Annotated in this window: 10 protein-coding genes and 1 pseudogene; 5 read left to right on the top strand and 6 right to left on the bottom strand. The window is 41.0% G+C overall.

Annotation, left to right across the window (positions count from 1 at the left end):
* Positions 1 to 69: 69 nt before the first annotated feature.
* Positions 70 to 227, top strand: a pseudogene (locus RWS24_RS06820) (IS200/IS605 family transposase); the annotation flags it as partial.
* A 220-nt stretch (positions 228 to 447) separates the two neighbouring features.
* Here RWS24_RS06820 and RWS24_RS06815 read toward each other — a convergent pair.
* From RWS24_RS06815 to RWS24_RS06795, 5 genes are all read right to left on the bottom strand, one after another.
* Entirely contained in the window at positions 448 to 1,506 is a 1,059-nt protein-coding gene (locus RWS24_RS06815) for a DMT family transporter (protein ID WP_314366282.1), read from the bottom strand.
* Positions 1,507 to 1,955: 449 nt separating this feature from the next.
* Positions 1,956 to 2,720: a class I SAM-dependent methyltransferase gene (locus RWS24_RS06810; RefSeq protein WP_314366281.1), complete on the bottom strand. Its 765-nt coding sequence runs from the start codon at positions 2,718 to 2,720 to the stop codon at positions 1,956 to 1,958.
* A gap of 191 nt (positions 2,721 to 2,911) precedes the next feature.
* Entirely contained in the window at positions 2,912 to 3,286 is a 375-nt protein-coding gene (locus RWS24_RS06805) for a hypothetical protein (protein ID WP_314366279.1), read from the bottom strand.
* Between the two features lie 111 nt (positions 3,287 to 3,397).
* Complete coding sequence (locus RWS24_RS06800) at positions 3,398 to 4,960, bottom strand: beta-carotene 15,15'-monooxygenase (RefSeq protein ID WP_314366277.1); 1,563 nt, start codon at positions 4,958 to 4,960, stop codon at positions 3,398 to 3,400.
* Positions 4,957 to 5,751 carry an ABC transporter ATP-binding protein gene (locus tag RWS24_RS06795; RefSeq protein ID WP_011837342.1) on the bottom strand — a complete coding sequence of 265 codons (795 nt, stop codon included), beginning with the start codon at positions 5,749 to 5,751 and terminating at the stop codon, positions 4,957 to 4,959. The genes RWS24_RS06800 and RWS24_RS06795 overlap by 4 nt, the downstream gene beginning before the upstream one ends.
* 74 nt (positions 5,752 to 5,825) lie before the next feature.
* On the opposite strand from RWS24_RS06795, the gene RWS24_RS06790 reads away from it, so the two are divergent.
* Together RWS24_RS06790 and RWS24_RS06785 are read left to right on the top strand one after the other, a co-directional pair.
* Positions 5,826 to 6,950, top strand: coding sequence for an AI-2E family transporter (locus RWS24_RS06790; protein ID WP_002894636.1), 1,125 nt, complete (start codon positions 5,826 to 5,828; stop codon positions 6,948 to 6,950).
* Between the two features lie 150 nt (positions 6,951 to 7,100).
* Positions 7,101 to 8,441, top strand: a complete 1,341-nt coding sequence (locus RWS24_RS06785; RefSeq protein WP_314366272.1) for a hemolysin family protein — start codon at positions 7,101 to 7,103, stop codon at positions 8,439 to 8,441.
* A 366-nt stretch (positions 8,442 to 8,807) separates the two neighbouring features.
* Here RWS24_RS06785 and treR read toward each other — a convergent pair whose 3' ends face one another.
* Complete coding sequence (gene treR / locus RWS24_RS06780; protein ID WP_314366270.1) at positions 8,808 to 9,521, bottom strand: trehalose operon repressor; 714 nt, start codon at positions 9,519 to 9,521, stop codon at positions 8,808 to 8,810.
* A gap of 187 nt (positions 9,522 to 9,708) precedes the next feature.
* Here treR and treP point away from each other — a divergent pair, with 187 nt between their 5' ends.
* Both treP and RWS24_RS06770 read left to right on the top strand, forming a co-directional pair.
* Positions 9,709 to 11,754, top strand: coding sequence for a PTS system trehalose-specific EIIBC component (gene treP, locus RWS24_RS06775; protein ID WP_314366268.1), 2,046 nt, complete (start codon positions 9,709 to 9,711; stop codon positions 11,752 to 11,754).
* 72 nt (positions 11,755 to 11,826) lie between these two features.
* A partial coding sequence (locus tag RWS24_RS06770; RefSeq protein WP_314366267.1) for an alpha-amylase family glycosyl hydrolase occupies positions 11,827 to 12,013 on the top strand: 187 nt, incomplete at its 3' end.

The following is a 12,013-nucleotide window of genomic DNA, read 5'->3' as shown; positions in this document are numbered from 1 at the left end:
AAGTCTTATTCATTTCCATTCAAAATACCCCCTCCTGTTCAGATTGAAAAACAAGAGGGGGTATATTGTGGCAATCGAAAGTTTTGGGCGAGAGGAGACTATGTGAGTACCGTGGGTCTAAATGAAAAGGTAGTTTCTAAATATATACGCGATTTGGGGAAAATGACCTTGTCTTTGATAAGTTAAGTGCCAAAGCGTTCTCAGATGGCAGTTTTAGAACAAGATAAAAGCCCATTGTTACAGGCATTAGTCAAGTAATCATAGCATTAACGTGAACGAAGTTCAGCGAACATCTTTAGACATCGCTAGAGGGAAACGGCTTATAGCCGGTGTACAAGTCACCCATTTTCACTAGTGGTTATGACTTCTCAAAATGAGCAAAAAAACAGTAAACCTTTGTGATTTACTGTTTTAAACATTCTTCGATTTAATTAGACAAACTAGGATTTATAATCCATTCGCATGAGCCAATTTATGCTCCTGACTATTTATATAATCTTTGTGCTTGTGATTATGTCTCTCCTCATTTCCGAAGTGCTTATGCTCATGTTCATGAGTGATTACATGAGCATGAGTCACGCCGTTATGTGTATGAACAATCGTATGCGTATGCTCATGAAGATGATGCTTTACCATAGTGTCATATACTACAAATACCGTTCCTAGAAACATCAGAGCCAGCCCTATAAAATATTCTAGAGCCAATTTTTCTCCATTTACTGCAAAGGCTAAAAATGATCCCACAAACGGTGCTACAGCATAAAAAGAACTTGTCTTAGCTGCACCTAAGTCTCTTTGCGCTCTTATATAAAGAAAAATACTTAATCCGTATGCTACAAATCCTAATAGCATAACTTCGGCAATGTATTTCATTTCTGGAATCTTTTCGCCAAGTACCAATGCAATAGTAAATGAACCTCCGCCAGAAAAAATGCCTTTTAGCAAAACAATCTCATATGTGCTTTTATCTGACATCTTTCTTGTACAGTTATTCTCAAGTCCCCAGCAACAGGTTGCCAGTATCACAAAAAAAGAACCTATAGAAAACTGGAAACTATCACTTCCCTCAAATGACAAAACAATACTAGATAGCGTAATAAATCCAATGGCAATCCACAGATTTCTGGATACCTTCTCCTTGAAAAAAAGTAACGCCATTAACGCAGTCGCCACAATTTCAAAATTACCAAGGAGTGACGCATTAGATGCTGTTCCCATTTTTATACCTATCATTAAAAATATAGGGGCGGCTATATCTAATCCAATCATTCCGATTGTATAGGGTAAATCCTGCTTTGTAAGTCTCTCTGATTTTTTCTCTTTTTTTATGTGAAATAAATACATTATTCCAACGCCAAGACCAGCACCAAGATAAAGAAAAGCGGCAATAAAAGTTGGTGTCACATTATTCAAAAGAACTTTTGAAAATGGCGTGTTAATTGCATAAAATCCAGCTGCTAACAGTGCTAAGATAACTGCACTCGTCTTTGTTTTCTGCTTCAACATTTGTCATCCCCTTTGCTCTGTATATTCTAATTCGCTTCCCTAAACATTTTTACTATTATATCATATATTTACTTAATGTTAGAGCCCTAGCTCTTGCTTCTTAACCTGTGTTAGTCCTCTATTTTCTTTTACTAGTGTCTCTAAACAATTTCTAACACTTTTAGCTCTTTCCATTTAATATAGAATTTCGGTTTTGACTTTGACTACATCGCATCAATACTCTTGCCTCTTCAAAATGCCTGTTAGGGTTGCTTTATTCCAGTTATTGCGATTTTCTTGATTCAAAAATTACTGCCTCTTTTATTTTGGAAAAATGAGCAAAAAACAGTAAAACTTTTTGATTTACTGTTTTAAACATTCTTTGATTCAATTAGACAAACTGGGATTTTTAGATTTTAAGCCTTAAGGAAAATAAAATGGGCTATTCTCCTTAAGTGTTTTCTATAATATTATAGTTTAATGCAGAGTGTAGCTATATAGTCATTTCCATAACGTGATAATCTATGTCTTTTATCACATGATTCATAAAAATCTATCATAGCGAGACCATTTTTAAGTTGTCCTCTAATCTGAGTTTCTAAGGTATGGCTAAATTCATATCCATATTCTGGATTTATGGTTATCTTGCCTTCCTCTTCAAGCTCTTTTGAATTAAAAGGTATTGAAAACTTTAAAAGTAATTCCTCATCGGGTTTGTCCCATACAATGTCAGCATCATACATGTATATCCAAGGATTCATAAATCCGACCATTAACAATCCACCCTTTTTCAATACTCGAGAGGCTTCTTTATACATGTTTTCTAAATCTTCTATATATACATTTGAAACCGGATTAAAAATAATATCAAAAGTTTCATTTTCAAATGGAAATGGTTTTGTCATATCGCCTTGAACCGTATTGATTTTTAAGCCTTCTCTTTTAGCAACCAACTCATCTCTTTGTAATTGTGATTTAGAAAAATCCATTATGGTTACATCATAACCTTTTATAGCAAAAACTGGTCCCTGCTGTCCACCACCACAAGCTAAACCTAATATCTTTTTTCCGTTTGCTTTTTCAAACCATTCTTTTGGAACTTTTTTCCCAACAGTTAATGCAACAGAAATTGGATTATTTCTAGCTTCTTCTAATTCTTCATGTGTCAATGGCTCAGTATAGTCATTTTTTACATTATTCCATCTATCTTCATTTAATTTTATATAATTGTTCATCTTATAATCTCCTCGTAATTTTATACTATTTCGATTTAAGTTGAATGTGTTGCCATTACATTTTTCTCACCTCTACAAATTCTAATTTGTTTTATTCGATATTTGTAATATTATATCATTAGTAATCATGTATAGAGATGTTATTGCCAAACTCTAATTTGACGCACTATAGATGATCCTCATTTCACATACTACATCTGAAATGCTGTTATCCAAAAACATATTCCGGCTATAAGTGAAATCGGAGTCATAACATATTTTTCTTTCTTACTTTTTGAAATCATGTTCATAATCGTATTCAAGGATAGGTAAGCGGCAAAGAAGAAACAAATATATTTAGTAACCTTGAAAGACAGCCACAGGGGAATAAAACCTCCGGCTTGCAAAATGATGATCATGGCAAAAATTTGAATAGCTACCGAAATGGCTGCCGCAAGTCTAAATTTCTTAGGTAAGATTTTATGTTGTCCACCCATTGTATATTCGCCCAAAGGCAGACCGCAAGCAACAAGAACGGTCATAATTGCTATAATTCCAAATAATACTGCACCTAATATTGAAAACATAAATCACTATTCTCCTTTCGTAAAATACAAAATATTTCAGTTACAAATTCAACTTTGTGTCACTTAATATTCCTATAAAATTATAAGGGATTCTTGTCAAGTGTTCAAGTTTTATAGGTCTTTCTCAAGCTGGTCTGTTGCTTTACCTTTTCCTTTGTTCTTCCACCAATCGCTCAGGTCGACTAAGGATTGAGCGGCGGAAGGGATGAGAAGTAGGACATAGATATAGACATACTGGCTCTTGGTTTCCCAGAAGAAGTGGAAGAGGCCGCCCCCCAAGAGAAAGATGAAGGGATAGAGGTCAAAAGGCGTTAGCTTTTCCTCGGCGACGAAAAATTTATGCAGGATAAAGAAACAGGAGAGCAGATAGATACTAGCTAGCAGGGTTAAGAGCAGGAAATTAACAATCTGATAACCTTTTCTTTCCTCATAAATGCTGCGCAGGACAGCTGGCTTCATATATTGCTGGCGCTCAATCTGAGGCCCAGTCCAAATAGACTGAAAAGTCGGCTCAGTCCAGGTCGACTTGACCTTTTCGTAGAAGAATTTGAGCGCATAAGCAGGATGCTTACTGAAGTGAATCAAAATATCCTTCAAATCCCGAGTGGCCATTTCTGTAGCCAAATTTTCATCATATTTGTTTCGCTTGAGAATCTTGGTATTGTAGGCATCGTACCAGCCTCCTAAGGTCTGCCGATTGGGATCATCCCGCAGGCCCATAGTGATGTAGGCGATTTTTGGGGTACCGACACCAATCTTGCCCCCAATCAGCTGCTCATAGTAGGCCGTCAGACCCTTATTTGAAAGAAGGATGCCAGCTAAAATCAGGATGATGGCTAAGGGTTTCTTCCAAGACCATTTGTAAAAGATGGACAGGAAGCAGACTCCAATCAGCATAATGGCAAAGATGATGTAGTTGTTGCGCAGGAGGCAGGCCAGACTGATGCTAGCGGCTCCCAGCAAGGCATAGAGCAGGTTTCCTTTCTGATCCAGCTTGATAAAAGCATAGAGACTGAGCAGACAGAAGAAGAGCCCGGGAATGGTACCGTAGACAAAGAGGATGAAAAAGAGTTGTGGTAGAAAGAGAAAGGTCAGCAGAATCGTGTATTTCTGAATCATTTCTCTGGCATTGAGCAGGGCAGTAATCTTGTAAATCAAGAAATGACTGAGTAAAGTCCAGCCGACATTCATGCTAAAGGCAAACTGAGTCGTCGGAGAAATAAAAGCATAAAGTCGCTCCAGAGTCATCAATCCTAACTGATGGGGATTGCGATACATGTAGCTTCCGACGGTTGTCAGAGAGCTGTAATCTCCTCGATTAAAGGCTAGCGCTGCATTGAAAACGTGCTTGGCGTCAGCTCGGATACGGCCATCGTAGGCCGTTATCAGAAAAATCGCTGCTGCTATAAAGATGAGGGACAGAATCCAAAACAGATGCTTGGTCTGAACCTTTTCCAACAGGGGCCGGATTAAAAATAGGCTGAGGAGAAAGAGCAGGAGGATAGGGTAAAAATACCAAGGATTACTGACGAATTGGACTCCTTCTGCAATCCTCAAAGGGATGTAAGTATGGGACAGCAGAATCTGCCCAGACAGGAAAAGTAAGGCAATCGCAGTCATGGTCAGAATCAGGAAGTAGCCCAGATTGAAGATGGTATTAGAAAATTGCTTCATGAGGACCTGTCCTCCACCTTGATGAAATAACGGTCTTCTCCCAGCTCAATCAGCTCGACTGGCTGGGGATAAAATCGATCCATGACCTCTTTTTGAAAAATGTCTTCTTTGGGACCTTGGGCTATGATTTCACCTTCTTTCAGGAGCAGGACATGATCCATAGCTTCAGTAATTTCTTCTACATGGTGGGTGACATAGAGGATGGTTGGAGCCTGATCCATCTGTGTAATCTTACCAATCTGATCCAGCAGGCGCTCGCGGGCAAAGAGATCCAGACCGCTGGTCGCTTCGTCTAAGATAAGCAGTTCTGGCTTTTCCATGAGACTGCGTGCAATTAGCAAGAGCTGTTTTTCTCCTTGAGACAGACTGGCGTAGCTTCTGCCAATCAATTCTTGCCCGCCAATGGAAGCCAGCATTTCCCTAGCTTGATCCAGCTCAGTTTGCCCGTAAGGAGCGTAGAGAATACTGCTTTTATACCTGCCTGTCAGGACGATTTCTTCAGATGTGAGGCGGCTTGGCAGGCGTTCAGCAATGAAGGATCCGACTACTCCAATCCTAGTTCTCAGCTGAGGAATATCGCCGGCACCAAATTCCGTACCCAGAACCGTCACCTTGCCCTGGGTCTTCCAATGCTCAGCCATGAGCAAGCGAAGGAGAGTCGACTTTCCTGAGCCGTTTAGGCCGAGAATAGCCCAATGCTCCCCCTTTTTCACCTGCCAGTTGAGATCTTTTAAGATAGTTCGGCCTTGTTTAGCCAAGCTTACATTGTCCAGTTTGATAATCTTTTCCATTTTTACTCTTTCTTTCGTTAAATCTCCTTTATTATAACAAAATTTATGGTAAAATAACTGATAGGAGGAGTCAAATGTTTCATAAAAGTAAGCTGATGTTTTGGACCAGTGAGGTCCTTTTGCTAACGATTATTTTCTTTATCTGGCGCCAGATGGGGGATATGATAACCCCGATTGTTAGCGTTGTGAATACCATCTTGATTCCCTTTCTTGTGGGAGGATTTCTTTACTATATTACGAATCCGCTGGTGAAATTTCTCCAGGATAAGCTCAAAATCAACCGAATGATTGGGATTCTGATTACGCTCAGCCTTTTGTTTGGCTTGATTGCTTTGGGTGTTATTTACCTCTTGCCGATTTTGATTAATCAGCTGAGCAGCTTGATTAATTCCACACAAGGCCTTTATTGGGAAATTCAAAGTTTTGTCAATCAATTATCAAAAAATCCGCTCTTTCGAAATCTGAATATCCAGTCCACCATCCAGCAGCTCAACCTGTCTTATGTGGACATTCTGCAAAATATCCTTAACAGTGTAACCAACAGTCTGGGCAGCGTTTTATCAGCAGTCGTCAATACGCTAATGATTTTGATTATGACGCCGATTTTCTTGGTTTACTTCCTCATGGATGGCCATAAGCTTTTGCCCATGCTGGAGCGGACAGTCCTCAAGCGCGATAAGCTCAATATCTCCAGCTTGCTGACCAATCTTAATGCTACTGTTGCCCGCTATATCAGCGGAATCTCAATCGATGCCCTGATTATCGGTGCTCTGGCCTACATTGGCTATAGCGTGATTGGGCTCAAGTACGCTTTGGTCTTTGCTATTTTCTCCAGTCTGGCTAATCTGATTCCTTATGTAGGACCAAGTATCGGCTTGATTCCCATGGTCATTACGTATGCCTTTACCGATCCTCAGAAGATGGTTGCGGCCTTGATTTACATGCTGATTATCCAGCAGGTTGATGGCAATATCCTCTATCCCCGTATCGTTGGTGGTGTGATGAAGGTCCATCCTATTACCATCATGGTGCTCTTGCTCTTATCCAGCAATATCTATGGCGTGCTGGGGATGATTGTGGCAATCCCGACCTATTCTATCCTCAAAGAAATCGCCAAGTTCTTGGCTAACCTCTATGACAATCACAAGGAAGCCCAGCAGCAAAAGAAGAACGAAGAGTTTGGGATTATTAATAAATAAGGATGAGTTTGGTAATTGATTGATTCCAGAATCTCAAGACCAGAAATAAGACGGAAGGAAGGCCTTCCGTCTTATTTTCATTTCCTGTGCACTAAATTTAAAAATATGATATAATCAGATTTACTTATACATTTCGAGGAGAAAGAATCAATGGAAGACCCTGGCAGTCAGAATATGTTATGGCAAGCCTTACTACTGTTTATATTGACTTTGTTAAATGCCTTTTTCTCAGCAGCTGAGATGGCAATGGTATCGCTCAATCGGGCGCGTGTGGAGCAAAAGGCTGAAGAGGGCGACCTCAAATATATCCGGCTCTTAGCTGTCTTAGAAAGCCCTAATAATTTCTTATCAACCATTCAGGTTGGGATTACAGTTATCAATATCCTGTCTGGGGCAAGCTTTGCGGATAATCTGGGGAAACTTTTCTCTTCTTGGATGGGAAATTCCGAGACTGCACGTGCTATCGGAACTTTCTTGGCTTTGGTTCTATTGACATATATTTCTATTGTTTTGGGTGAGCTTTATCCGAAGCGCATTGCCATGAACCTGAAAGACAATCTAGCTGTGCGGGCTGCACCGGTTATTATTTTTCTTGGCAAGATTGTCAGTCCCTTCGTTTGGTTGCTGTCAGCGTCGACTAATCTGCTGAGTCGGATAACCCCGATGAAGTTTGATGATGCAGACGAAAAGATGACTCGGGATGAGATTGAATATATGCTGACCAATAGTGAGGAGACCTTGGATGCAGATGAAATTGAGATGCTGCAGGGGATTTTCTCTCTGGATGAGCTGATGGCGCGTGAACTGATGGTGCCGCGGACGGATGCCTTTATGGTGGACATTCAGGATGACACCAAGGAAATCATCGAGAGCATTCTCAAACAGAGCTTCTCGCGGATTCCTGTCTATGATGGAGACAAGGACAATGTCATTGGACTGATTCATACCAAGCGGCTGCTCAATGAAGGGTTCATCAATGGTTTTGATAATATCGTTCTGCGCAAGATCCTGCAGGAGCCGCTCTTTGTCCCGGAAACCATGTTTGTCGATGATTTGCTCAAGGAGCTGCGCAATACGCAAAATCAAATGGCGATTCTCTTGGATGAGTATGGTGGTATGGCTGGTCTGGTCACACTTGAAGACCTCTTGGAGGAGATTGTCGGTGAGATTGACGATGAGACTGACAAGGCTGAAATCGAAGTCCATGAAATCGGTGAGAACACCTACATCGTCTTAGGAACCATGACCCTCAATGACTTTAATGAATACTTTGAAGTCGAAATCGAAAGCGACGATGTGGATACGATAGCTGGTTATTACTTGACTTGTGTGGGGACTATTCCAGATCCGAAAGAGCGTATTAGCTACGAAGTCGAAAGTCAGAATAAGCAACTCATTTTGACCAATGACAAGGTTAAAAATGGCCGTGTCACGAAGGTTAAGGTTGAAATTTCTGACATTATTGAAGAAGCAGAAAAGGCTGAGAAATAAACTCAGCCTTTTAAGTTTCCTTCAAGTTTTTTATAAGTCTGTCTTAAGTTTCTGGGATTATACTAATACCATCAAAATAGAAATGAGGACAGTCCAATGACATCTAAAGTTACCCTATATGATAAGCAAGTATTGACATTCTCACAGGCGCAAAAGTAGGAAAGGAAGTAATAAGAATCAGTAAATTTTAAAAAGCAGCAGAAACCTTTAACTAATTTTTTCATATAAATCTCCTAAAACAAGTATAAAGAAATTTTGAGGCTCTTTGTCGCTCCCAAACAAGGCAGCCTTAGACTACTCATAAAAGAGAGCACCTCTGCCATCTGGAAGGCAGGGGTGGTTTTGTGATCTGGGTGGAACTCAAGATCATTCTTTCTGGCGCTTAGCAAAATCCACAAAGCGAAATTTGTCGAGCTTGTGGCGGCTCTCGGTATATTGAAACTGGCGGCCGTCTGCCAGATAGACCTGAGATTTGACAGAGACAACCTGCTGGTCCTTGCCTAGGTCCATGAGAATCTTGTCTCGGTCATTGGCGTGGTCAATGGTAAATTCCTTCTTGGCATAAGCGATATTGAGCTTTAAGTCATTTTCCAAATAGGCATAAATGGACTGCTCAGCGATTTCCCTTGTCAAGTGAGGGACGATACCCTTGTCCAAATAGTCAATATCTAAGACCGAGGCGATTTGGTCTACAACGCGTTGACGGACGATTCGCCAAACCAGTCGGTAGGGAGGGAAGCCAGTGATGTCGGACAATTTCTGGTCCACGGTAATCTTTTCCAAGCTGACAACATTGGTTTTGGACTGCATATTATTCTGCTTGACTACTTCTTGATAGCTGGTCAGCTTAGACACAGGAAAGTCAAACTGTTCATGCTTGATGACTTTGGAACCCTGTCCGCGGACTTTTTCAATCAATCCTTCTTCCTGCAGCAGGGCCAGAGCCTTGCGGACTGTATCGCGGCTAACCTGGTAGGCTTCTGTCAGCTGGTGTTCGCTGGGCAAGAAGTCTCCGACTGCATAACGTTCCTCCAAAATATCTTTCTCAATTTGTTTGAACAATTGTTTGTATTTCTTCATCACAAACTCCACTTGTTTTCTTTTTTGCATACAACTCAGAAAATTTTATCAAAAATAAGGGCTTTTTTCAACAAACAACTTGCCTACATCTTTGAAATCGATTACAATAATTTGTAGAGATGTGTTGAAAAACTAACTCGTAAAAAATATAAGGAGAGTGCTGGATTCTCATTCAGCCAGTAGTCAAATGGGAAAATTTGAGAAGGAAGCCAAAGATCTGCTAGATGCAATCGGCGGCAAAGAGAATGTCACAGCAGTTAGCCATTGCGCAACACGGATGCGCTTTGTACTTGGATATGATAAAAAGGCCAATGTCAAGGCCATTGAGGCAATCCCAGTGGTCAAGGGAACTTTTACAAATGCTGGGCAATTCCAAGTCATCATTGGAAATGATGTGCCAATCTTTTACAATGACTTCTCTGCTGTATCAGGTATTGAGGGAGTATCAAAAGAAGCAGCTAAGTCTGCTGCTAAGAGCAAGCAAAATCCCCTTCAGCGGATTATGGCCACTCTGGCAGAAATTTTTACACCCTTGATTCCAGCCTTGATTGTCGGAGGGTTGATTCTTGGTTTTCGTAATGTCCTTGAAGGAGTCCAAATTGAAGCTTTGGGGAGAAAAATTGTTGACGGAGTTGCACAAGTAAAAAATGGGCAGCCCGTTTATAATACAATTGTTGATGTATCTAAATTCTGGAGCAATGTTAACGACTTTCTTTGGCTGCCGGCACAAGCAGTCTTCCACTTCTTGCCGGTGGGGATTACTTGGTCTATATCCCGTAAGATGGGAACCAGTCAGATTCTCGGGATTGTCTTAGGGATTTGTTTGGTTTCTCCACATTTGTTGAATGCTTATCAGGTAGCTAATACCTCTAAAGCTGTGATTGCTAAAGAATACACTTGGTATTTTGGGATACTTGAGTTTCACAAATACGGTTACCAAGGTCAGGTCATTCCGGCTCTCTTGTCTGGTCTGTCTCTCTCTTACTTAGAAATTTTCTGGCGTAAACGGATTCCAGAAGTGATTTCTATGATTTTTGTTCCTTTGCTTTCTCTGCTTCCAGCTCTGATTTTGGCCCACACGGTTTTAGGTCCTTTTGGATGGTGGGTTGGACAAGGTTTGTCTAAGTTTGTATTTCTTGGTTTGACAGGAACATTCAAATGGTTGTTTGGTGCAGTATTTGGTGCCCTCTATGCTCCGTTTGTGATTACAGGTCTTCACCATATGACCAATGCCATTGATACACAGTTGGCCAATGATTATGGTGGAACAGCTCTCTGGCCAATGATTGCTCTGTCTAATATTGCTCAAGGTTCAGCTGTATTTGCCTATTATCTCATGCATCGTCGTGATGAAAGAGAGGCACAAATTTCGCTTCCAGCAACCATTTCTGCTTACCTAGGAGTTACTGAGCCAGCTCTCTTCGGGGTCAACGTCAAGTACGTTTACCCATTTGTTGCGGGGATGATTGGTTCGTCTATTGCCGGAGTCTTGTCCCTTAGCTTTAATGTTACAGCAACTGGTATTGGTGTCGGAGGCTTACCAGCTATCCTTTCTATTCAAGCAAACTATTGGCTTCCTTTCCTTCTAGTTATGCTTGTAGCAATCCTTGTACCAATGTTCCTGACTTTCTTCTTCCACAAGATAGGCTTCTTGACGAAGACAGAGGAAGATCCAGAATTGCAGGCAGAGTTTGCAGCTCAGGAGGAGGCAGAATTTGCCGGGCCATCCAAAGCCGAGTCATCTCCAGAGGTGCAAGCAGCTGATTCATTGACCCCTGTAACAATCACCAGTCCGCTGGCAGGAGAAGTCAAAGAATTGAGTCAGGCAACGGATCCAGTCTTTGCACAAGGTTTGATGGGGCGTGGAGTTGTCATTGTACCTAGCCAAGGTGAGTTGGTTTCACCAGTTAATGGTAGAGTAACAGTCTTCTTCCCAACCAAGCATGCCATCGGTATCTTGTCAGATGAAGGGGTTGAAATCCTGATGCATATCGGAATGGACACTGTTAATCTGGAGGGCAAAGGCTTTGAAGGTTATGTGTCTCAGGGAGATAAGGTCAAGGTTGGCGACAAACTCATTTCCTTTGATATAGACATGATCAAGAAAGCAGGCTATGTAACAGAAACACCAGTCATCATTACGAACTCAGACAAGTATCAGGTGGAGGTGCTTGAACAACTTCCTCGGGTAGTTGAGCGAGGAAGTCAGTTGATGGCAGCTAATCCACTTTAAAGAAAAATGAAATGACTTATAGAAAGGGACGGTGCTTTAAAATCTGTCCCTTTTCTCAAAAAAGGAGAAAATATGACACTTGATAAAACAAAGGTTGTCTACCAAATTTATCCAAAATCTTTTAAAGACACAACTGGCAACGGTTTGGGAGATTTTCGCGGGATTATTGAAAAACTTCCTTACCTGAAAGAGCTGGGAGTGGATATGATCTGGCTCAATCCTTTCTATCCGAGTCCGCAACGGGACAATGGTTATGATA

It is taken from the genome of uncultured Streptococcus sp. (genome assembly GCF_963528215.1).
Lineage (GTDB): Bacteria > Bacillota > Bacilli > Lactobacillales > Streptococcaceae > Streptococcus.
Note: the sequence above shows the minus strand (reverse complement) of the source record. Positions and strands in the feature narration are given on the sequence as shown.

Bases quoted from the DNA above. Each gene is read 5' to 3' on its own strand.
- RWS24_RS06815 (WP_314366282.1), bottom strand. From the start codon at position 1,506: ATGTTGAAGCAGAAAACAAAGACGAGTGCAGTTATCTTAGCACTGTTA.
- RWS24_RS06810 (WP_314366281.1), bottom strand. From the start codon at position 2,720: ATGAACAATTATATAAAATTAAATGAAGATAGATGGAATAATGTAAAA.
- RWS24_RS06805 (WP_314366279.1), bottom strand. From the start codon at position 3,286: ATGTTTTCAATATTAGGTGCAGTATTATTTGGAATTATAGCAATTATG.
- RWS24_RS06800 (WP_314366277.1), bottom strand. From the start codon at position 4,960: ATGAAGCAATTTTCTAATACCATCTTCAATCTGGGCTACTTCCTGATT.
- RWS24_RS06795 (WP_011837342.1), bottom strand. From the start codon at position 5,751: ATGGAAAAGATTATCAAACTGGACAATGTAAGCTTGGCTAAACAAGGC.
- RWS24_RS06790 (WP_002894636.1), top strand. From the start codon at position 5,826: ATGTTTCATAAAAGTAAGCTGATGTTTTGGACCAGTGAGGTCCTTTTG.
- RWS24_RS06785 (WP_314366272.1), top strand. From the start codon at position 7,101: ATGGAAGACCCTGGCAGTCAGAATATGTTATGGCAAGCCTTACTACTG.
- treR (WP_314366270.1), bottom strand. From the start codon at position 9,521: ATGAAGAAATACAAACAATTGTTCAAACAAATTGAGAAAGATATTTTG.
- treP (WP_314366268.1), top strand. From the start codon at position 9,709: ATGGGAAAATTTGAGAAGGAAGCCAAAGATCTGCTAGATGCAATCGGC.